General features: G+C 65.6%; 22 protein-coding genes. 4 read left to right on the top strand and 18 right to left on the bottom strand.

The window, feature by feature from the left end:
- Positions 1-27: 27 nt before the first annotated feature.
- On the bottom strand, positions 28-591 hold the full coding sequence (locus AC5Y49_RS08115; RefSeq protein ID WP_499886329.1) for a mycothiol-dependent nitroreductase Rv2466c family protein: 564 nt from the start codon (positions 589-591) through the stop codon (positions 28-30).
- Positions 592-657: 66 nt separating this feature from the next.
- Positions 658-972 (bottom strand): metal-sensitive transcriptional regulator, encoded by a 315-nt coding sequence (locus AC5Y49_RS08110; RefSeq protein WP_499885739.1) that lies wholly within the window; start codon positions 970-972, stop codon positions 658-660.
- A gap of 65 nt (positions 973-1037) precedes the next feature.
- Between AC5Y49_RS08110 and AC5Y49_RS08105 the strand changes: the two genes are divergently transcribed.
- Positions 1038-1469 carry an MmpS family transport accessory protein gene (locus tag AC5Y49_RS08105; RefSeq protein ID WP_499885738.1) on the top strand — a complete coding sequence of 144 codons (432 nt, stop codon included), beginning with the start codon at positions 1038-1040 and terminating at the stop codon, positions 1467-1469.
- Positions 1466-4327: an MMPL/RND family transporter gene (locus AC5Y49_RS08100; RefSeq protein WP_499885737.1), complete on the top strand. Its 2862-nt coding sequence runs from the start codon at positions 1466-1468 to the stop codon at positions 4325-4327. The genes AC5Y49_RS08105 and AC5Y49_RS08100 overlap by 4 nt, the downstream gene beginning before the upstream one ends.
- 36 nt (positions 4328-4363) lie before the next feature.
- Here AC5Y49_RS08100 and AC5Y49_RS08095 read toward each other — a convergent pair whose 3' ends face one another.
- From AC5Y49_RS08095 to dapB, 3 genes are read right to left on the bottom strand one after another with little or no spacing between them, the layout of a single operon-like run.
- Entirely contained in the window at positions 4364-4819 is a 456-nt protein-coding gene (locus AC5Y49_RS08095; RefSeq protein WP_499885736.1) for a flavodoxin family protein, read from the bottom strand.
- Positions 4816-5271, bottom strand: a complete 456-nt coding sequence (locus tag AC5Y49_RS08090) for a tetratricopeptide repeat protein (RefSeq protein WP_499885735.1) — start codon at positions 5269-5271, stop codon at positions 4816-4818. The genes AC5Y49_RS08095 and AC5Y49_RS08090 overlap by 4 nt, the downstream gene beginning before the upstream one ends.
- Complete coding sequence (gene dapB, locus AC5Y49_RS08085; RefSeq protein WP_499885733.1) at positions 5268-6005, bottom strand: 4-hydroxy-tetrahydrodipicolinate reductase; 738 nt, start codon at positions 6003-6005, stop codon at positions 5268-5270. The genes AC5Y49_RS08090 and dapB overlap by 4 nt, the downstream gene beginning before the upstream one ends.
- 195 nt (positions 6006-6200) lie before the next feature.
- Here dapB and AC5Y49_RS08080 point away from each other — a divergent pair, with 195 nt between their 5' ends.
- Entirely contained in the window at positions 6201-7568 is a 1368-nt protein-coding gene (locus AC5Y49_RS08080) for an HNH endonuclease signature motif containing protein (protein WP_499885731.1), read from the top strand.
- A gap of 10 nt (positions 7569-7578) precedes the next feature.
- On the opposite strand, the gene AC5Y49_RS08075 is transcribed toward AC5Y49_RS08080, so the two are convergent.
- The 9 genes from AC5Y49_RS08075 to AC5Y49_RS08035 all read right to left on the bottom strand — a co-directional run bounded on the left by AC5Y49_RS08075 (position 7579) and on the right by AC5Y49_RS08035 (position 15461).
- Positions 7579-7815, bottom strand: coding sequence for a hypothetical protein (locus AC5Y49_RS08075; protein ID WP_499885727.1), 237 nt, complete (start codon positions 7813-7815; stop codon positions 7579-7581).
- A gap of 6 nt (positions 7816-7821) precedes the next feature.
- On the bottom strand, positions 7822-8046 hold the full coding sequence (locus AC5Y49_RS08070) for a hypothetical protein (RefSeq protein ID WP_499885726.1): 225 nt from the start codon (positions 8044-8046) through the stop codon (positions 7822-7824).
- A 73-nt stretch (positions 8047-8119) separates the two neighbouring features.
- Positions 8120-8590, bottom strand: a complete 471-nt coding sequence (locus tag AC5Y49_RS08065; protein ID WP_499885724.1) for an SRPBCC family protein — start codon at positions 8588-8590, stop codon at positions 8120-8122.
- Between the two features lie 34 nt (positions 8591-8624).
- Complete coding sequence (locus AC5Y49_RS08060) at positions 8625-9647, bottom strand: nitronate monooxygenase (RefSeq protein ID WP_499885722.1); 1023 nt, start codon at positions 9645-9647, stop codon at positions 8625-8627.
- Positions 9648-9651: 4 nt separating this feature from the next.
- Positions 9652-10998, bottom strand: a complete 1347-nt coding sequence (locus tag AC5Y49_RS08055; RefSeq protein WP_499885720.1) for a M16 family metallopeptidase — start codon at positions 10996-10998, stop codon at positions 9652-9654.
- On the bottom strand, positions 10976-13270 hold the full coding sequence (locus AC5Y49_RS08050; protein WP_499885718.1) for a polyribonucleotide nucleotidyltransferase: 2295 nt from the start codon (positions 13268-13270) through the stop codon (positions 10976-10978). Before AC5Y49_RS08050 ends, AC5Y49_RS08055 begins: the two co-directional genes overlap by 23 nt.
- 304 nt (positions 13271-13574) lie before the next feature.
- On the bottom strand, positions 13575-14081 hold the full coding sequence (gene lppU, locus AC5Y49_RS08045) for an LppU family putative lipoprotein (RefSeq protein WP_499885716.1): 507 nt from the start codon (positions 14079-14081) through the stop codon (positions 13575-13577).
- Positions 14082-14093: 12 nt separating this feature from the next.
- Positions 14094-14363 carry a 30S ribosomal protein S15 gene (gene rpsO, locus AC5Y49_RS08040; protein ID WP_065016389.1) on the bottom strand — a complete coding sequence of 90 codons (270 nt, stop codon included), beginning with the start codon at positions 14361-14363 and terminating at the stop codon, positions 14094-14096.
- A 123-nt stretch (positions 14364-14486) separates the two neighbouring features.
- Positions 14487-15461, bottom strand: coding sequence for a bifunctional riboflavin kinase/FAD synthetase (locus tag AC5Y49_RS08035; RefSeq protein ID WP_499885712.1), 975 nt, complete (start codon positions 15459-15461; stop codon positions 14487-14489).
- Between the two features lie 79 nt (positions 15462-15540).
- Here AC5Y49_RS08035 and mntR point away from each other — a divergent pair, with 79 nt between their 5' ends.
- Positions 15541-16230, top strand: a complete 690-nt coding sequence (gene mntR, locus AC5Y49_RS08030; RefSeq protein ID WP_499885709.1) for a manganese-binding transcriptional regulator MntR — start codon at positions 15541-15543, stop codon at positions 16228-16230.
- Between the two features lie 3 nt (positions 16231-16233).
- On the opposite strand, the gene AC5Y49_RS08025 is transcribed toward mntR, so the two are convergent.
- From AC5Y49_RS08025 to pptH, 4 genes are read right to left on the bottom strand one after another with little or no spacing between them, the layout of a single operon-like run.
- A complete protein-coding gene (locus tag AC5Y49_RS08025; protein WP_499885707.1) occupies positions 16234-17424 on the bottom strand; it encodes a lipid-transfer protein in 1191 nt (396 codons plus the stop codon).
- A gap of 22 nt (positions 17425-17446) precedes the next feature.
- On the bottom strand, positions 17447-18331 hold the full coding sequence (truB, locus tag AC5Y49_RS08020; RefSeq protein WP_499885705.1) for a tRNA pseudouridine(55) synthase TruB: 885 nt from the start codon (positions 18329-18331) through the stop codon (positions 17447-17449).
- Entirely contained in the window at positions 18328-19005 is a 678-nt protein-coding gene (pptT, locus tag AC5Y49_RS08015; protein ID WP_499885704.1) for a 4'-phosphopantetheinyl transferase PptT, read from the bottom strand. The genes truB and pptT overlap by 4 nt, the downstream gene beginning before the upstream one ends.
- Positions 19002-19961 (bottom strand): ACP phosphodiesterase PptH, encoded by a 960-nt coding sequence (gene pptH, locus AC5Y49_RS08010; protein ID WP_499885702.1) that lies wholly within the window; start codon positions 19959-19961, stop codon positions 19002-19004. The genes pptT and pptH overlap by 4 nt, the downstream gene beginning before the upstream one ends.
- Between the last annotated feature and the right edge of the window lie 142 nt (positions 19962-20103).

Genomic DNA, 20103 nt, shown 5'->3' with positions numbered 1-20103 from the left:
TCTCGCTTCCGGACTACCCAAAATTAGTTAAGGACGGGGCCGTTGCAGCTGGGTGAACTGGTCGACGGCGGCCAAAGTGGCGACTGCATCGAACAACGCGGTCGCCACCGTCTCATCGGGCAGTCCGGTCAAGACCGGCCCGAAGAAGGCACGCTCACCGATCCGCAGAATCGGGCTGCCGCCGGTCTCACCGAGCGCTTCCTGACCTGCCTCGTGCGAACGTCGTACCAGTTCGTCGAGGGACGCATCTGCATCGGGCTCGGCGGCGCTACCCACCGTTGCCAGCACGTGGGCGACGAGGCTGTCGTCGAGGGGTTCGGATCGGTCGAAGTAGCGCTCACCGAAGGCGAAATATGCGGCGCTCCACCCGCCGGCGTTCTGTTCAGGCGCTATGGCAGCCATCAGCCGGCCAGCTCGTTGCGAGTCGCGCATGCGGGCCTGTTGTGGGGGTGGGAGTTCTCGTCCCTCGTTGAGGACTGCCAAGCTCATCAGTCGCAAATCGACAGCTAAGCCGGTCTTCTCGGCGGCGATACGCAGCCACCGTGCGGTGTTCCACGAGAATGGACACACCGGGTCTAACCACAGCGTCACCTTCGATTCGGCTCGGCGACTTTCGGCGGGTACCACCTGTCTTCCCTTCTTTCGCACGCCCGGGTATCAGGCCAGGCTCAGAAATAGTTTTTCCAATTCATCGATCGACAGCCGGTCAGCAGGTGAAGCGTCTGACCGCGTGATGCAGTCGCGCAGACCCGAGGCGATGATCTTGAAGCCGGCGCGATCCAGTGCCCGCGACACCGCGGCCAGTTGGGTGACGACGTCTTTACAGCTGCGCCCCTGTTCGATCATCGAGATGACGCCCCCAAGCTGACCGTGGGCTCGACGTAACCGGGCAAGGACGGCGTCGATATCGCCCGGGTCGTATCCGGCGGCATCGGCCCTCTGTGATGCGGTGCGGTTCTCTTCGATTGCCATGGTTCCTTTATACCATACCCCCTAGGGTATATGCTGGCGACGAAACCTGCCGAAGGGAGATCCCGATGCTGACTTTTTTGAGACGGGCTTGGGTACCAGTCGTTGTGGTGGCGGCAGTTGCCCTCGGCGGTGTTGCCGTCGACCGGCTTCGCGGCGTTTTCGGGTCTGACGAAATCTTCTCCGCGACCGGCAGCAGCGCGGCGCCACTCAAGGCGTCCCACGTCAAGCGGGTTACCTACGAGATTTACGGCCCCAGCGGGACAACAGGGAGCGTGAGCTACCTAGATGTGACGGCCCAACCGGAACACACGGACTTCACTACCCTGCCCTGGACCTTCACGATCACCACGACCGTGCCGGCGGTGATCGCCAGCGTCGTAGCACAGGGCGACAGCGACGACATCGGGTGTCGCATCGTCGTCAACGACGAGGTCAAGGACCAACGGTCCTCGACCGGCCACCACGCACAAACGTCTTGTCTGGTGAAGGCCGCATGAACGCTGACAACCAGGCCCGTCCGAAATACATGCGGTTCGTCCGCAGGTTCGCTGTGCCGATCCTGGTGGCATGGCTACTCCTGACGGTCGCCCTCAACGTTTTCGTGCCGCCGATCGAATCGGTCGCGCGTGACCATGCGGTCACGATGTCGCCGCAAGATGCTCCGGCAATGATCGCAGCCAAGCGCATTGGCAACACTTTTCACGAGTCGGACTCCGACAGCATCGCGATGATCATCCTGGAAGGCGATCGCCCGCTCGCGGAGGAGGCGCACCGCTATTACGACGAGCTGGTGCAGAAACTGCGGGTTGACTCCAAGCACGTGCAACATGTCCAGAACGTCTGGGGAGACCCGCTGACCGCCGATGGCGTGCAGAGCCGAGACGGCAAAGCCGCCTACGTCCAACTCAATCTGGCCGGCGACCAGGGCAGCACGCTGGGTAACGAGTCGATCAAGGCAGTGCGGGACATTGTCGACCGGTCCGGGCCCCCGAGCGGTCTGCAGGTATACGTTACCGGTCCGGCTGCGCTGACAACCGACATGAACGAAGCTGCCGATAAGAGCATGTTCACAATGATGGGCGTGACCGGCGTGGTCATCATAATCATGCTCTTCATCGCCTATCGCTCGATCAGCACCGTGCTGCTGGTGCTCGTCATGGTCGGCTTCGAGATGGGTACCGCCAGAGGGCTTGTCGCGCTGCTTGGGAACGCCGGCTTGTTGGGATTCTCGACGTTCGTCGTCGCCATGCTGTCCTCGCTGGCGATCGCGGCGGGAACCGACTACGCGATTTTTCTGATCGGTCGCTACCAGGAGGCTCGCCAGGCCGGTCAAGACCGAGAAACGGCCTATTACTCCATGTTTCGCGGTACGTCTCACATCATTGTGGGTTCGGGTCTGACGATCGCCGGAGCGACCTTCTGCCTGCACCTGGCGCGATTGTCGTACTTCAAGGCGCTGGGAATTCCGTCGGCGTTGGGTTTGCTCGTCGTCGTTGCGGGGGCGATGACCGCAGCGCCGGCCGTCGTAGCCGTGGCCAGTCGATTCGGTCTGCTCGACCCGAAAAAGGTGGTAAAAGTTCACGGTTGGCGACGGGTCGGCACCGCTGCGGTGCGTTGGCCCGGCGCGGTGTTCGCCACCTCCCTCGTCATCGCGATCATCGGCATCCTGATCATGCCGAGCATGAAGGTCAGCTACAACGACCGCTTCTACATACCGTCTGACCTGCCATCAAACATCGGGTATGCCGCCGCCGAGCGTCATTTCAGCGCCGCGACAATGAATCCCGACATCCTGATGGTCGAGAGCGACCACGACATGCGAAATAGCGGTGACATGATCATCCTCGACAGGATCGCCAAAGATGTGTTTCGCTCGCCGGGAATCGCCATGGTGCAAAGCATCACGCGCCCGTTGGGCGGACCGATCGAGCACACATCGATACCGTTTCAGATAAGCGCTCAATCGATTCCGATCCAGCAGAACCTTCAGTTCATGAGGGATCGAACGGCCGACATGCTCAAGATGAGCGACGATCTCGGCGCCATCATCAACTCAATGGAACGTGTGCGAGGCTTGCTCGAACAAATGAGCAGCACGACCCATCACATGGTCGGTGACATGCAGACCATGCAGGCCACTCTGGATGAGATGCGGGACCATCTCGCGGATTTCGACGACTTCGCCAGGCCGCTCCGCAGCTACTTGTACTGGGAACCGCACTGTTTCAACATCCCGGTATGCTCCGCGACCAGATCGGCGTTCGAGGCAATCGACGGCGTGGACAAGTTCAGCGAGAATATGAGCACGCTGATCATGGACCTGAACAACGTCGACGCACTATTGCCCGAGATGCTCGCCGAGTTTCCGCCCATCATCGCCGTCGCAAAGTCGATGCAGAGCACCCTGCTCACAATGCACAGCAGCTTCTCGGGCCTGGTCACGCAAATGGCTCAGATGACCGATACAGCGAGCGCGATGGGCCAGGCCTTCGACGCGTCCAAGAGTGGCGATTACTTCTATTTGCCTCCGGAAGCCTTTCAAAACCCGGACTTTCAGCGCGGGTTAAAGCTGTTCTTGTCACCGGATGGCAAAGCTGCCCGGTTCATCATCACCCACGACACGGACCCGGCGACTCCGGCCGGCATTGCTGCGGTCAAACCGGCGCTCAACGCCGCGCACCAAGCGGTGAAGGGCACGACGCTCACTGGCGCCAAGTTCTACCTGGCCGGAACGGCAGCGGTCTACCGCGACATCCAGGCCGGCTCCCAATATGACCTGCTGATCGTCGGAATAGCGGCTCTGACATTGATTTTCGTCGTCATGGTACTCATCACACGGGCCCTGGTCGCGTCCATGGCGATCGTCGGGACAGTACTGTTGTCGCTGGGTGCCGCTTTCGGTCTGTCGGTGTTGGTGTGGCAACACCTCTTTGGCTTAGAGCTGAACTGGATCGCACCGGTGTTTGGGTTGATCATTCTTCTGGCCGTGGGATCGGACTACAACTTGTTGCTGGTGTCACGGTTCCAGGAGGAGATCGGTGCGGGACTGAAGACTGGCATCATCCGCTCGATGGGCGAGACCGGTGGTGTCGTGACGGCCGCGGGCCTGGTGTTCGCCTTCACGATGATGTCGATGGCCGCCAGTGACCTCCGCTCGATCGGCCAGGCCGGCACCACGATCGGTCTGGGCCTGCTGTTCGACACCCTGATCGTGCGCTCCTTGATGACGCCGTCGATCGCGGCGCTGCTCGGACGATGGTTCTGGTGGCCGCTACGAGTCAGGCCGCGGCCGGCCAGCTACATGCTCCGGCCGTTGGGACCACGTCGACTCGTTCGTTCGCTTCTCCCTAAGTAGCCCTGGGGTGCGACTTCGCCGCGTGGCCGTGGCCACTCAGCCCATCAGGGTCGCGGCAACGGTGGCCCCAAGGTTCCAGCACGCTTCAAGGTCGTCTTTGGTTGGCTTCCCCGACACCACCACTGTCTCAGCGGCTTTCACCCAGCCGAGCCCGGTGGTGATGGAGTCGACACCCTTTTCGGCCCCTTCGGTGCCCTGATTGCCGTGCAGGAACAGCCCGTACGGTCGCCCGCCGGTGGCGTCCAGGATGGGGTAGTAGCAGACGTCAAAGGCATGTTTGAGCGCGCCGCTCATGTAGCCGAGGTTGGCCGGACTCCCCAGCAGGTAGCCGTCGGCCTCCAACATGTCGGTCGGCGAGACCGTGAGCGCCGGCCTCCGCACAACCTCCACACCTTCAATCTCGGGATCGGTGGCGCCGGCCAGCACGGCCTCGAACATCTCCTGGCAATGCGGCGATGGCGTGTGGTGGACGATCAACAGCGTTGTGCTCATCGCCGCCTCTGCAGCTCGACGGCCTTCTTCATGGCCTCCCGGGCGCGGGCGCGATCACCGGCGTAGTCGTAGGCGCGGGCCAGCCGGTACCAGCGCCGCCAGTTGTCCGGATCGTCGTGCAACTCGGTGCGCACCGATTCGAATAGCCGGTCGGCGGCCTGCCGCTCGATGCGGCCAGACGGCCGCCGCGGTAGCGTGCTGACGTCGAGTTCCAGTCCGTCCTCGGCGATGAGCCGGGCCAACTTCTGATGTGCGAACCCGGCGCGCAGGGTGGCGACCATCGCCCACAGACCGATGACGGGCAGGACCAACAGCGCCACTCCCAGGCCGATGGCCGCGGCGCGGCCGGAGCCGATCATTACGACAGCGGTGCGGGCCAGCAGCGCGAGGTAGACCAGCAGCGCCGCGCACATGAACGCGATCAACAGCTGCAGGCGCACGGCGGTGGTCATTGCACGTTGAGTAGCGATTCGATGCCGATGGTCAGACCCGGGTGTTCGGCGACGCGGCGGACCGCCAACAGTACGCCCGGCACAAACGAAGTGCGGTCGATGCTGTCGTGGCGGATCGTCAACGTCTCTCCCGCGGTGCCGAACAATACCTCCTGGTGAGCGACCAGGCCGGCCAGCCGCACCGAATGCACCGGGACACCGTCGACGTCAGCGCCGCGCGCTCCGGGCAGGCTGGTGCTGGTGGCATCGGGATTGGGCGGCAAGTCTTTTCGTGCCTGGGCGATCAATTCGGCAGTGCGCGCCGCAGTGCCCGACGGCGCATCGGCCTTATGCGGGTGATGCAGTTCAATGACCTCGACCGAGTCGTAGAACGGTGCGGCCTGCTTAGCGAAATGCATGCTCAGCACCGCCCCGATCGCGAAATTGGGCGCGACGATCGCCGCGGTCCCCGGTTTGGCGGCCAGCCACGACCGGACCTGTTGGAGTCGCTCGTCGGTGAAGCCGGTGGTGCCGACAACGGCGTGAATCCCGTTGTCTATCAAAAACTTCAGGTTGTCCATCACGACGTCAGGATGGGTGAAGTCAATGACGACCTCGGTTTGGCTGTCGGTCAGCAGGCTCAGCGGCTCGTCGGCATCCACCTCAGCGGACAAGGTCAGGTCGTCAGCGGCCTGCACCGCCTGCACCATCGTCGCACCGACTTTGCCTTTGGCCCCCAGCACTCCTACCCGCATGGTCACAACCCTAGCCGGGATTGCTTTTCGCGCGAACGTGCGTGGTTGTACGCCGCGGCACGCTCGGGTCACGGTCACCCCCCGGCGCCCCCCGTTAATCCACAGTTAGAGGTTTATCCACAGCGGAGGAATTCGAGCCGGTAGTTGAACAGAACGCGCAGAATCCATGTCGGTCCGCATGGATAGCTTTCGACCATGGATTCGGGTTGCGATTCTCTACCCCCGGCGGTGGCCGCGCGCCTTGACGCGCTGGACGCGGCGGTGGAGGGGATCGATGCACTCGACTTCGGCAAGTACGAGCCGGCGATACGGCTGCGCGTCTTGCAGCGATTGGAAACCGCGCGCCGCTCCCAGGTAGTGAGCAGCCACGATCTGATCGCCGGCCTTGCCGAGGAGGACTTGGCCGAGATCGGCGGCCCGGCGCCCAAGGTGGTGGCCGACTGGTTGCGCATCAGCCCCGCCGAGGCGCGTCGCCGGTTACGGGATGCGCAGCAACTGGCCCCGCGGGTCATCCTGACCGGCCAGCCGTTGCCGCCCGAATTGCCCGGCACCGCTCAAGCGTGGCGCGACGGGCAGCTCGACCAACAGCATCTGCGGGTGATTCAGACCTTCATCCGCGACCTGCCGGAGGCCACCCCGCCGGAAACCGTCGAACAAGCCGAACGCTTTCTCGCCGAACAGGCGACCTTGCTGCGGCCCGACCAGCTGGAGAAGGTCGCCAACCGCTGCGCAACGCTGATCAATCCCGACGGCAAGTTCTCTGATGAGGACCGCGCCCGCCAACGCGGATTCACTTGGTGCGGCCAACGCCGCGACGGCATGAGCATCGCCAAACTGATTGCCACCCCGGAACTGCGCGCCAATCTCGAAGCGTGGTTCGCTCGCTTCGCCGCCCCCGGCACGTGCAATCCCGACGACTTTGCCCCGTGCATCGACGGACAACCCACTGCGGATGTGGCGGCCCGGGATCTGCGCAGCCACGCCCAGCGCCAACACGACGCGCTCAATGCTTTGGTGCGCGGTCAGCTCGGTGACCCCAAACTTGGTGTGCATAACGGCTTGCCGGTCACCGTGATCGTGTCCACCACTCTCAAGGAGCTCAATGCGGGCAGCGGCCATGCCGTCACCGCGGGCGGCACGCTACTGCCCATGCGGGACCTGATCCGGATGGCCAGCCACGCCTACCACTACCTGGCCGTGTTCGACGACCACCAGAGCCGGCCGCTGTATCTGGGTCGAACGCGGCGAATAGCATCACCGGATCAACGCGTCGTGCTGTATGCGAGAGATCGTGGCTGTACCCGTCCGGGCTGCGACATGCCCGGCCACTTCAGCGAAGTCCACCACATAACCAGCTGGGCCAGCGGCGGCAACACCGATATCGACAACCTGACCCTAGCCTGCAAATCCGACAATGACCTTGCCGAAAGAGGCTGGCACACAGTCAATCTCGCTAACGGTGCCACTCAATGGATTCCACCACCCAAGCTCGACCACGGCCAACCCAGAACCAACGACTATCACCATCCCGAACGGTTCTTCAACGACGACGACGAAGCCTGACCTGGCCCCGTCACAGCGTGCAGGAGTGGGCGAACAGCAGCACCGGCCAGGAGATGATCGATGCCATCAGCGCGATCAACCCGTCGGTGCCCTGCTCGACCTGCGCCTGGCGCAGACCCTCACTGTAGGTGCCGGCGACGATTGCGCCGACGATCAGATAGGGGATTGCGCACAACAGCGCGACCTCGACGAGCGCCCCGATGCTGATCGGGTAGTGCATCAGCCGGCGCACCAGGGTGAGCAACATCGGCGCTCAGGCGTGGCAGACGCCGCTAAAGCCGAGCACCGGCCACAACAGGATCGACCCGAGCACCGACGCCGTCAGGTCCAACCCCTGCAGCTGCTCGAAATGAGCGCTGTGCGTACTGGCCCAGGCAATACCGATCGCCAGGTACGGCACAGCCAACAGCACTGCGATGCAGACGAGTTCGACGAAGGTGAGCCGAAAATCCAAGACCCGCTCGAGCACGGTGAGCACATCTACCCCTTCCCGCCGAGGGCAACGACAGCCATATGTTAACGGTGATTCCGTCGCGGCGGGAGATACTGCGTTAACCGGTTTCCGCGCGCTCTTTGAGGCGCTGCAGCGTCAGCCGGATGTGATCGGCGTTGACCGACGCGCGGTCGCTGACGCCGGTGGCCAGGCCGGCAACTTTGCGAAACCATCCTGGCCGGCGGTCCCACGTGCTCTCGGTGACGTGGCAACCCCCCTCGACCGCGTTGAAGTCGTAACACCACCGCGCTACCGGGATGCCAGTCGAACGCACATCGAATGCAAATCGCCGGCCCGGCTCGGCGTCGGTCACCGTGCAGGTGGTGCTCCAGCGGCGGTTGCCGCTCTGGTTGCGTCCGGTGAACACGGCACCCGGTCGGACCGCGTCGCCTTTGCGCCACCGCATCGCGACGGTCTCCTCAGCCATCGACGCCAACGTCGCCAGATCGGTGACAAGTGCATATACCGCATCGGCGTCGGCGTTGATGTGCACACTGGCCGTGACCGACGGCGGGCCGGATTCGCTCATCCGGCGATGATAGCTCCGCTCAGCTGCTCATCGATCAACCGGCGGCGAGGGACGCGACGATATCCGCGGCCGGCCCGGGACGGGCCGAGGCGAAAGCCGTTCCCGCCCAGAGGTTTGTCCCGTGCGGATCATCGGCGGCGACCGCTGCCTTGCGAATCGGCGATGTCATGTGGTTGACCTCGGGATAGCCCAGCGGCGCAACGTCGTCGAGCAGCCGAGTGAAATCGTTCTCCAAGCCGCGCGCATACCGTCCGGAGAACGCTCGGGTCACCAACGTCTTGCCGAACTGGGGGTTCTGCAGCGCGGTGCGATGAGCGCTATTGGTCCCGGCTTCGTCGGACAGCAGCAACGCGGTCCCGACTTGAGCGGCCACCGCTCCGCTCTGCAGAACCCTGGCGACATCCTCGGCGCCGCCCAGGCCGCCCGCGGCGATGAGCGGGACGTGGTGGGCGGCGCTGATGCGGCCCAGCAGTTCGTCCAGCGACTCGCGGCCGGGCTGCATGTCCGGCGCGAACGTGCCACGGTGACCGCCGGCGTCCGGGCCCTGCACCACCAAGCCATCCGCTCCTGCGGCAATGGCGACGCCTGCCTCGTAGGCCGACGTCACCGTGATCAGCAGCACGATGCCCAGCGCACCGAACCACCGCAGAACATCGGGCGGCGGGGCGCCGAAGGTGAACGACACCACCTCGGGCCGTACGTCGGCCACGACTTCGAGCTTGCGCTGCCAGTTGTCGTCGTCGCCGAACCGGGGCCGGCCCACCTCGACCTCGTAGTGCTCGGCCAGTTCGTCGAGTTGGTCCGCGTAGTGGTCCAGTTGCACATAGTCGGCGGCGCTGGGTTGCGGAACAAACAGGTTGACCCCGATGGGACCGCTGGTCGCCGCGCGGGCGGCTGCGATGTCATCGGCGAACCGCTCCGGGCTCAGGTAGCCCGCGGCGACGAACCCCATGCCGCCCGCATTCGAGACCGCCGCAGCCAGCGCCGGTGTACCGGGACCGCCGGCCATCGGCGCACCGACCACTGGCACCTCGAGATCCCAGAAGCCCAGTACCATGGCGCTACCGTACTATTGCCCGAAGCTGCTGTGGCAGAGATCGTTTCGACTTGTGCGGACCGAGAACAGCCGCGCCGTGGGGTTTGTTCAGCAGCCTGCGGGCCACCGCATTGACCTCGTCGAGGGTGACTTTGTCCAGCTCGTGCAGCGTTCGTTCGATGCTGCGGTGCTCGCCGAAGTTCAGTTCGCTGCGCCCGATGCGGTTCATCCGTGAGCCGGAATCCTCCAAGCCCAGCACCAGTCCGCCGCGCAGTGAACCTTTGGCGATCCGGCACTCGGATTCGGTGATGCCGTCGCGTGCCACGGCATCGAGCACGTCGGTGGTCACCCGCACCACTTCGCCGAAACGTTCCGGCAAGCAGGCGGCATACACCGACAGCGCACCGCTGTCGGCGAAGATGTCCAGCGACGAATAGACCGAGTACGCCAAGCCGCGGGATTCGCGGATCTGTTGGAACAAACGGGAACTCAGGCCGCCGCCCAGGGCGGTGTTCAGCACCGACAGCGCCCAGCGATGCTCCCAATGCCGGCCCGGCGCACGCACTCCCAGACAGAGATGGGTTTGCTCGGCCTCCCGGTTAGTCACCGCCAACCGGGGCCGCCCGACGACCCGTCCGGTGCCCTTGCGCGGCGCCACCGGACGCCGTCCCCGCACCAGGCGCGGCCCGAAATGTTCTCGCACCAGCGCCACCACGTCGTCATGGTCGACGTTGCCGGCCACCGCGACCACCATCCGCTCGGGCGTGTAGCGCCGGGCATGAAATGAGCGCAGCTGAGAGCGAGTCATCGCCGACACCGATTGTGCGGTGCCGATCACCGGACGACCGACCGGGTGATCGCCGAACATCGCATCCAGGAACAGATCTCCGAGCGCGTCCTCGGGGTCGTCGTCGCGCATCGCGATCTCTTCCAGCACCACGTCGCGTTCCAGCTCGACGTCGTCGGCCAGGCAGCGTCCGTTGAGCACCACGTCGGCGACCAGGTCGACGGCCAGCGCCAGGTCACTGTCGAGCACATGCGCGTAGTAGCAGGTGTGCTCTTTGGCGGTGAAGGCGTTGAGCTCACCGCCCACAGCGTCCATCGCCTGCGCGATCTGCACCGCGGTGCGTGTCGGCGTCGACTTGAACAGCAGATGCTCCAGGAAGTGCGCGGCCCCGGCCACCGTGGCGCCCTCGTCGCGTGAACCCACGCCCACCCAGACACCGACTGAGGCTGAGCGCACCGCCGGCAGGTACTCGGTGACCACGCGCAGGCCACCGGGCAACGTGCTACGGCGCAGCGCAGAAGACGGTTCAGCCGTGTGCCGGCCGCGGCGCAGCGCGCCGGTCTTAACTGCTGGCGGACGCGGCATCGGCTGTCGCGGCCCCCGAATCGCCAGTGGCTGCAGCAGGCTCGGAGGACGCGGCTGCAGGACTGTCCTCGTCCACCGGCACCAACGAGATCTTGCCGCGCTTGTCGATGTCGGCGATCTCCACCCGCAGCTTGTCGCCGACGTGGACCACGTCCTCGACCTTGGCGATCCGCTTGCCGCGGCCGAGCTTGGAGATGTGCACCAGCCCGTCGCGTCCGGGCAGCAGCGACACGAAGGCGCCGAAATCGGTGGTCTTGACCACAGTTCCGAGGAACCGCTCCCCGATCTTGGGCAGCTGCGGGTTGGCGATCGCGTTGATCTTGTCGATGGCGGCCTGCGCCGACGGGCCGTCGGTGGCGCCGACGAACACGGTGCCGTCGTCCTCGATGGAGATCTGCGCGCCGGTCTCCTCGGTGATCGCGTTGATGATCTTGCCCTTGGGCCCGATCACCTCCCCGATCTTGTCCACCGGCACCTTGATCGTGGTGACCCGCGGCGCGTACGGGCTCATCTCGTCGGGGGCGTCGATGGCCTCGGCCATCACCTCCAGGATGGTCAGCCGCGCGTCGCGGGCCTGCGACAACGCTCCGGCCAGCACCTGCGACGGAATCCCGTCGAGCTTGGTGTCCAGCTGCAACGCGGTGACGAAGTCCTTGGTGCCGGCGACCTTGAAGTCCATGTCGCCGAACGCATCTTCGGCACCGAGGATGTCGGTCAGCGCCACGAACCGACGCTCAGTAGTAGTGCCAGTCGCCGCCTCAACCTCGACGTCGTCAGACACCAGGCCCATCGCGATGCCTGCCACCGGCGCCTTGAGCGGCACACCGGCGTTCAGCAGCGCCAGCGTCGAGGCGCACACCGATCCCATCGACGTGGAACCGTTGGAGCCCAACGCTTCGGACACCTGCCGGATGGCGTAGGGAAACTCCTCGATGCTGGGCAGGACGGGCACCAGCGCCCGCTCGGCCAGCGCGCCATGGCCGATCTCGCGCCGCTTGGGCGAGCCGACCCGGCCGGTCTCCCCGGTCGAATACGGCGGGAAGTTGTAGTGGTGCATGTAGCGCTTGGAGGTTTCCGGTCCCAGCGAGTCGATCTGCTGGGCCATTTTGACCATGTCCAGCGTGGTCACCCCGAGAATCTGGGTCTCACCGCGCTCGAACAACGCGCTGCCGTGCGCGCGGGGCACCACGGCCACTTCAGCTGAGAGCGCGCGGATGTCGGTGATGCCGCGGCCGTCGATGCGGAAGTGATCGGTCAGGATGCGCTGGCGCACCAGCTTTTTGGTCAGCGCACGGAAGGCCGCGCTCACCTCTTTCTCGCGGCCCGCGTAGGTGTCGGCGAGCCGCTCGAGCACCTCGGCCTTGATTTCGTCGGTGCGGTCGTTGCGTTCCGTCTTGCCCGAGATGGTCAACGCTTTCGACAGCTCGTCGGTGGCCACCGAGGACACCGAGTAGTAGACGTCGTCACCGTAGTCCGGGAACACCGGATAGTCGGCGGTCGGCCGGGCGGCCGCCTCGGCAAGCTCCTGCTGCGCGGCACACAACGCGGCGATGAACGGCTTAGCTGCCTCCAGCCCCTCGGCCACAACGGTTTCCGTCGGCGCTTGCGCGCCGCCGTCGATCAGTTCGATGACGTTCTCGGTGGCCTCGGCCTCGACCATCATGATCGCGACATCACCGTCATCGAGCGTCCGGCCGGCCAGCACCATGTCGAACACCGCCCGCTCGAGCTGCTCGACGGTCGGGAAAGCCACCCAGGTGCCGTCGATGAGTGCCACCCGCGCCGCGCCGACCGGGCCGGAGAACGGCAGGCCGGCCAACTGGGTAGAGGCCGACGCGGCGTTGATCGCCACCACGTCATACAGGTCGTTGGGGTCCAGGCTCATCACCGTCACCACAACCTGGACCTCGTTGCGCAGGCCGTCGACGAACGACGGGCGCAGCGGGCGGTCGGTGAGCCGACAAGTCAGGATCGCGTCGGTGGACGGCCGGCCCTCCCGCCGGAAGAACGAGCCGGGGATGCGGCCCGCGGCATACATCCGCTCCTCGACATCGACCGTCAGCGGGAAGAAGTCGAAGTGCTCCTTCGGCGCTTTGCTGGCGGTGGTCGCCGAGAGCAGCATGGTCTCGTCGTCGAGGTAGGCGACGACGGCGCCGGCGGCCTGCTGGGCCAGCCGGCCGGTCTCGAAGCGGATGGTGCGGGTGCCGAAGCTCCCGTTGTCGATAGTGGCGGTGGATTCGAACACGCCTTGTTCAATTTCAGCTACAGACATGGAGTCCGTGCGGCCTCTCTGGGTTCGTTTTCAGCTGTTTCGCGCGGTCACGCGCAACCCGAGAGAACCGGCCTGGATACGGCTACGGCCGTCGATCGAAGCGGCCGGACAGCTCATCCGGCAGCCACTACCGAAGACCGCCCGATACAGACGTGGCCCTTCTGCGTTCGCGGTCGCGCTGTGACGCGCTGGGACGGTGCGCGCGGATCGCGCGAACCGCACCTGCTCGGGCCGATCTGGCCCAGAACGACCTCACTCTACACGCCGACCTGGCGATTCCTAAGCCCGACGGCGGTCGCGACGTTCAGGCGACATCCTCAACGCAGACCGTGAACCGCTGATCGGCATACGCGTAGCCCACGCCGCTGGCGCACTGATCGACACTGACCGGGTCCCGGAGATCAGTGAGGATCTGGGTGGCGCGTTGGCGATGCGGTGCTGATTTGTCGTCGCAGTCGACGCGGACCGGGTCGGCGTTGTGCTCCGGGTCCACGCTCATGCAACCGCCGACCACCCAGTCGATATTGAGGCACGCGGTGTTGGTCGAGTCGCTGAATGCGTTCCGCATCGAATACGAGGAGTCGACGTCGTCCGGGCACTGATCGCGGTCGGCGACAGTGGCCGCAACCTTGAAGTTCGACGTAGGGCTGCCGCAGGCGACCTTGCTGGCCTCCGGCCGGTCGGCGGTGCCGCCCAGCTTGAGGCAATCCCCCACTTTGAGGTCCGCGGCGTTGGTCGCAGACGATGAGCAGCCGGTCAGTCCGGCGAGGACGGCGACTGCTGCGATCGCGGCCGCGGCAAGCGCGCGCATCGCGACGGCGAATCAGCGACGCAGGCCCAGGCGCTCGATGAGCGAGCGGTATCGCGCCACATCGATCTGGGCCACATATTTGAGCAGACGCCGCCGCCGTCCCACCAGCAACAGCAACCCCCGACGTGAGTGGTGGTCGTGCTTGTGCACCTTGAGATGCTCGGTCAGGTCCGCGATCCGCCTGGTCAGCAGCGCGACCTGCGCCTCCGGCGAACCGGTGTCGGTCTCATGCAGGCCGTAGGAGCCCAGGATTTCTTTCTTCTGCTCGGCTGTCAGCGCCACGAAATATCTCCATCAATTGGTCCGCGATCATCGAAATCTGGGGCGCGGCCGCCGCGAACTGCAGCACGCGCCGTGTCGCCGGGCAGTCTAGCAGCGGGCGCCGCGCGGTCCCCAAACCGCAGGTCAGCCCGCCGACAGCAGGGCCCGCGCCCGGTCGGTGTCAGTACCCATCGCCGCGACGAGGTCGTCGACCGCAGCGAACTTCTCCTGCCCACGGATCCGCGCCACGAAGTCCAGCGCCACGTGCTGGCCGTACAGGTCGGCGGTGGTATCCAGGACGAACGCTTCGACCGTGCGGGTACGCCCGGAGAAGGTCGGGTTGGTGCCCACCGACACGGCGGCCTGGTAGCGCTCGCCCGGGACGACGGTGCCTGTCACCGGCCCGTGCCCCAGCACGGTGAACCATGCGGCATACACGCCGTCGGCCGGGATCGCGGAGTACATCGGCGGCGCCACGTTGGCGGTGGGAAAGCCCAGCGCCTTGCCTCGCCCGTCGCCGCGGACCACCACGCCCTCGACGCGGTGCGGGCGGCCGAGCGCTTCTGCGGCGGCCACCACGTCACCGGCGTCCACGCAGGAGCGGATATAGGTCGAGGAGAACGTCACGGTCTCGGTGTTGTGATGTTCGGTGACCAGCGACATCGATTCCACCGCGAAGCCGAACCGTTCGCCGGCCCGTCGCAGGATCTCGACGGTGCCGGCGGCTTTTTTGCCGAAGGTGAAGTTCTCGCCCACGACGACCTCGACGACGTGCAGGCGCTCGACCAGTAGCTCGTGGATGTAGCGGTCCGGGGTCAGCTTCATGAAATCGGTGGTGAACGGCATCACCAGAAATACGTCGACTCCGAACTCCTCGGCGAGCTCGGCGCGCCGGGTCAGTGTGGTCAGCTGCGCGGGATGGCTACCGGGGAACACGACTTCCATCGGGTGCGGGTCGAAGGTCATCAGCACCGTCGGCACGCCACGGGCCCGGCCGGATTTCACCGCATGCGAAATCAGCTCAGCGTGGCCGCGATGCACCCCGTCGAATACCCCGATGGTCAGCACGCATCTGCCCCAGTCCGTGGGGATCTCGTCCTGCCCGCGCCACCGTTGCACAACCGCAAGCGTACGGCGCGAGGCGGTCTCTGACCGCGCCAGAGTCCCAGATCAGGTGAGCATTGCTTAAACTTCCGGTGTGCGCCCTGACGACGAGCCTGGCGAGCTCACAGCGGTTGCCCAGGACTATCTGAAGATCATCTGGAATGCCCAGGAGTGGTCTCGGGAGAAGATCAGCACCAAGATGCTGGCCGAAAAGCTGGGTGTGTCGGCCAGTACCGCCTCGGAATCCATCCGCAAGCTCGCCGAGCAAGGCCTTGTCGACCACGAGAAGTACGGCGCCGTCACGCTCACGGATTCCGGCCGCCGCGCGGCGCTGGCCATGGTGCGCCGGCACCGGCTGTTGGAGACGTTCCTGGTCAACGAGCTCGGCTACAGCTGGGATGAGGTGCACGACGAGGCTGAGGTGCTCGAGCACGCCGTCTCCGACCAACTGGTGGCCCGGATCGACGCCAAACTGGGGTTCCCGCAGCGCGACCCGCATGGTGATCCGATCCCTGCCACCGACGGCCAAGTACCGACTCCGCCGGCGCGTCAGCTGTGGGCCTGTGGCGACGGGGAAGCCGGGACGGTCGCACGCATCTCCGATGCCGACCCGGAGATGCTGCGCTACTTCGACAGCATCGGTATCAGCCTTGATTCGCGGCTGCGAGTGCTGACCCGCCGAGAGTTCGCCGGGATGATCTCGGTGGCGGTCGAGTCGGGCGACGGTACCGAGGCGGCCGTCGATCTGGGCAGCCCGGCCGCCCAAGCGATCTGGGTGATCTAGGCGTTACCGCTCGGCCCGCTGATACGCGGTGACGACGGCGGCGCCGCCCAGCCCAATGTTGTGTTGTAGCGCCGCGCTGACGTGGTCGACTTGGCGCTTGTCGGCGGTGCCGCGCAGCTGCCAGGTCAATTCGGCGCACTGCGCCAAACCCGTCGCGCCCAACGGATGGCCTTTGGAAATCAGGCCGCCGGACGGGTTGACCACCCAGCGTCCGCCATAGGTGGTGTCACCGTTGTCGATCAGTTTGGGCGCCTCACCCTCGCCGCACAGGCCCAACGCCTCGTAGAGCAGCAACTCGTTGGCCGAGAAGCAGTCGTGCAGCTCGATGACCTGGAAGTCCTCCGGGCCAAGCCCGGACTGCTGATAGACCTGTTGCGCGGCTTGCACATTCATGTCGTAGCCGATGAGGGCTTTGGCGGTGCCGTCGAAGGTGGAGGCGAAGTCGGTGGTCATCGCCTGGCCGACGATCTCGGTCGCCTGGCCGGCCAAATCGTGTTGGTCCACGAACGACTCGCTGGCCAGAATCGCCGCGCCCGAACCGTCCGAGGTCGGCGAGCACTGCAGTTTGGTCAGCGGATCAGAGATCATCCGGGCTGCCAGGATGTCGTCCAGCGTGTAGGACTCCTGGAACTGCGCGAACGGGTTGTTGACGGAGTGCTTGTGGTTCTTGTAGCCGATCTTCGCGAAATGCTCTGCGGTGCTGCCGTATTGGCGCATGTGCTCGCGGCCGGCAGCGCCGAACATCCACGGCGCGACGGGCATCGCGAACTCGTCGATCTCGGCCATCGCCTTGACGTGCCTGCCCATCGGCGATTCACGGTCCTGGGCACCACCCCCCAGCGAACCGGGTTGCATCTTCTCGAAGCCGAGCGCGATGGTGCAGTCGACCAGCCCGCCGCGGATCGCTTGCGCCGCCAGGAAAAGCGCCGTCGAGCCGGTGGAGCAGTTGTTGTTGACGTTGACGATCGGGATTCCGGTCATGCCCAGCTCGTAGAGCGCCCGCTGCCCGGAGGTGGAGTCACCCGAGCAGTAGCCGACGTAGCCCTGCTGCACTTCGTCATAGCGAATCCCGGCGTCGGCCAGCGCGTTGGTTCCCGACTCGCGCGCCATGTCGGGGTAGTCCCAGCCTTCACGTCGCCCCGGCTTCTCGAATTTCGTCATGCCGACCCCGACGACGTACACCTTGTTTGTCATTGCCACAGCGTACGGCGGGCGTCTAGAGCGTCGCGGGCCGGATGACGACCACCGACTTCGTCCGCGGCCCCTCGTCGCGCAGCAGTGCGATCACCCGGCCGTCGTCGGCAGCCGCGGCGTAGACGCCGTCGATACCGGCCGGTGACAGCGGCCGGCCATTGCGGGCCGCCTCGGACTCCTCGTCGCTGAGCCGGCGGTGCGGGAACATCAGCAGGCACGCCTGATCAAGGTCCAGACTCAGCTGCGGCTGCTCGGCCAGTTCATCGAGGGTGTGGGCCTGATCCAGCCCGAACCGTCCGACCCGCGTGCGCCGCAGCGCAATCAAATGCCCGCCCACGCCCAGCTTCGCTCCCAGATCGCGGGCCAACGCACGGATGTAGGTCCCCGACGAGCAGTCCACCTCGACATCGAGATCGATCAGCTCACCGGTGCGGCGCGCGGCCAGCATGTCGAACCGGTCGATGCGCACCGGCCGGGCGGCCAACTCGACGGCCCGGCCTTCGCGAACCAGCCGGTAGGCCCGCCGGCCGTCGACTTTGACCGCGCTGACCGCCGACGGCACCTGCATGATGTCGCCACGCAACTGCCCGATCGCCGTCGCGATCGCGTCGTCGGCCAGGTGTTGTGCGGAAACCGCGTGCAGCAGCTCACCTTCCGCGTCCTCGGTGGACGTCGACTGGCCCAGGCGAATGGTGGCCGCATAGGACTTTGACGTCGCTGTGAGCAGCCCGAGGACCTTGGTCGCGCGCTCGACGCCGATCACCAGCACACCGGTTGCCATCGGGTCCAGCGTCCCGGCATGCCCGACTCTTCGGGTCGCATAAATCCGCCGGCACCGTGCGACCACGTCGTGGCTGGTCATGCCGGCCGGTTTGTCGACGACGACGATGCCCGGCCCGGTGCTCATAACACGATGGCCGTGAGCACCAACCCACGGTCAACCGACCACCGTCCCCGCAGCGCCGTCAGCGGCGGACCGGACAGCGCGGCCCCATCAATCAAGATTTTGGAGACGAACTCGCCGGCCGTTGTGTCCGACGGGTCGACGTCGAACACGATGTGGGCATCTTCGAAACCAAGCCACCGTTTGGTCAGCGGAAACCAGGCCTTGTAGGTGGCTTCTTTGGCGCAGAACAGGATTCGGTCCCAGTGCAATCCGTCCGGCAAGGCCGCGATTTCATGGCGCTCCTCGGACAGCGCGATCGAACCAAGCACCCCGTCGGGTAGCACGTCGTGCGGTTCGGCGTCGATGCCCACTGAACGCACCGCCGAACTGCGGGCAACCACCGCTCCGCGGAACCCCGCACAGTGCGTCAGACTGCCCACCACGCTGTCGGGCCAGCAGGGCTCGCCTTTGTCCCCCTTGAGAATCGGTGCCGGTGGAAACCCGAGCTCGCCCAGCGCGACCCGGGCGCAGTGCCGAACGGTGGTGAATTCGTTGCGCCGCTTGACTACTGACCGCGCGATCAACGGCTCCTCTTCGGGCATCGGCGTCAGGCCGGGCGGGTCGGCGTAGAGCTCGGCCGACGCGAGGTCCCCGGCGTCGTCGGGCAGCACCGACGACAACAGCGTTCCCGTCATCGCGACTGCCGCTGGCGGACTCGTTCCCGGAACTTCTCGGCCTGCTCGCGCATCTCGGGGGTGATGACGAAATGGCCGCCGAAATCGTTGAGATAGCCCGGCGCGTACTGCGGATCGGGCAGTACCTGACGCAGCCAGCTGTAGGGCTTACGGCGACGCCATTCCCGCGGGTAGCCGACCGACACCTCCTCGAAGCGCACGCCGTCGTACCAGGTGGTGCGCGGAATGTGCAGATGACCGTAGACCGAACACACGGCGTTGTAACGGGTGTGCCAGTCGGCGGTCTCGGTGGTGCCGCACCACAGCGAGAACTCCGGGTAAAACAGCGCATCGCAGGGGTCGCGCACCAGCGGAAAATGGTTGACCAGCACAGTCGGCGTCATCCAGTCGAGCTCGTCGAGGCGCTTGCGGGTACTGGCCAGCCGATCGCGACACCAGGCGTCCCGGGTGCCGTACGGCTCGCACGACAGCAGGAACTCGTCGGTGGCCACCACATTGCGCTCCCGCGCGATGGCCAGCCCTTCGGCCTTACTGGTCGCGCCCTCCGGCAGGAAGGTGTAGTCGTAGAGCAGGAACATCGGCACGATCGTGGCGGGCCCGCCCCGCTCGGTCCAGACCGGGAACGGATGCTCGGGGGTGACGATGCCCATCTCGTCGCACATGTGGACCAGGTAGTCGTAGCGGGCGCGGCCGAAGACCTGCACCGGGTCCTTGCCGGTGGTCCACAGCTCATGATTGCCGGGCACCCAGATCACCTTGGCGAACCGTCGCCGCAGCAGATCCAGCGACCAGCGAATATCGTCGGTGCGCTCGCCGACGTCGCCGGCAACGATCAACCAATCCTCGGGCGACGACGGGTGCAGCGATTCGGTGACGGGCTTGTTGCCTTGATGGCCGGTGTGCAGGTCAGAAACAGCCCACAACGTGGGTTGCGTCGCGCCCTGCCGAGTTGCCACGACTCACCAGCCTAACCACCGGCCGGCACACCGGACTAGAACAGGTTCTCGTTTCTGCTATCGGCACACTGTCGCGACTTGTACACTCCCACGCAATAGCCAGCGGATCGGAAGGGGTGTCGTGGTCGCCAAAGTGCGCCTG

The organism is Mycobacterium sp. NGS62 (assembly GCF_059812285.1).
The sequence above is the reverse complement of the archived record's forward strand: the minus strand, read 5'-3'. Positions and strand labels throughout refer to the sequence as shown.

Excerpts from the sequence above, each read along its gene's own strand:
- lppU (WP_499885716.1), bottom strand. The coding sequence starts at position 14,081 with ATGCGCGCGCTTGCCGCGGCCGCGATCGCAGCAGTCGCCGTCCTCGCC.
- AC5Y49_RS08055 (WP_499885720.1), bottom strand. The coding sequence starts at position 10,998 with ATGCCGCGTCCGCCAGCAGTTAAGACCGGCGCGCTGCGCCGCGGCCGG.
- AC5Y49_RS08105 (WP_499885738.1), top strand. The coding sequence starts at position 1,038 with ATGCTGACTTTTTTGAGACGGGCTTGGGTACCAGTCGTTGTGGTGGCG.
- AC5Y49_RS08110 (WP_499885739.1), bottom strand. The coding sequence starts at position 972 with ATGGCAATCGAAGAGAACCGCACCGCATCACAGAGGGCCGATGCCGCC.
- truB (WP_499885705.1), bottom strand. The coding sequence starts at position 18,331 with ATGAGCACCGGGCCGGGCATCGTCGTCGTCGACAAACCGGCCGGCATG.
- AC5Y49_RS08100 (WP_499885737.1), top strand. The coding sequence starts at position 1,466 with ATGAACGCTGACAACCAGGCCCGTCCGAAATACATGCGGTTCGTCCGC.
- AC5Y49_RS08090 (WP_499885735.1), bottom strand. The coding sequence starts at position 5,271 with ATGACCACCGCCGTGCGCCTGCAGCTGTTGATCGCGTTCATGTGCGCG.
- AC5Y49_RS08075 (WP_499885727.1), bottom strand. The coding sequence starts at position 7,815 with ATGTTGCTCACCCTGGTGCGCCGGCTGATGCACTACCCGATCAGCATC.
- AC5Y49_RS08025 (WP_499885707.1), bottom strand. The coding sequence starts at position 17,424 with ATGACAAACAAGGTGTACGTCGTCGGGGTCGGCATGACGAAATTCGAG.
- AC5Y49_RS08050 (WP_499885718.1), bottom strand. The coding sequence starts at position 13,270 with ATGTCTGTAGCTGAAATTGAACAAGGCGTGTTCGAATCCACCGCCACT.
- AC5Y49_RS08080 (WP_499885731.1), top strand. The coding sequence starts at position 6,201 with ATGGATTCGGGTTGCGATTCTCTACCCCCGGCGGTGGCCGCGCGCCTT.
- AC5Y49_RS08065 (WP_499885724.1), bottom strand. The coding sequence starts at position 8,590 with ATGAGCGAATCCGGCCCGCCGTCGGTCACGGCCAGTGTGCACATCAAC.
- AC5Y49_RS08060 (WP_499885722.1), bottom strand. The coding sequence starts at position 9,647 with ATGGTACTGGGCTTCTGGGATCTCGAGGTGCCAGTGGTCGGTGCGCCG.
- AC5Y49_RS08095 (WP_499885736.1), bottom strand. The coding sequence starts at position 4,819 with ATGAGCACAACGCTGTTGATCGTCCACCACACGCCATCGCCGCATTGC.
- pptT (WP_499885704.1), bottom strand. The coding sequence starts at position 19,005 with ATGACGGGAACGCTGTTGTCGTCGGTGCTGCCCGACGACGCCGGGGAC.
- dapB (WP_499885733.1), bottom strand. The coding sequence starts at position 6,005 with ATGCGGGTAGGAGTGCTGGGGGCCAAAGGCAAAGTCGGTGCGACGATG.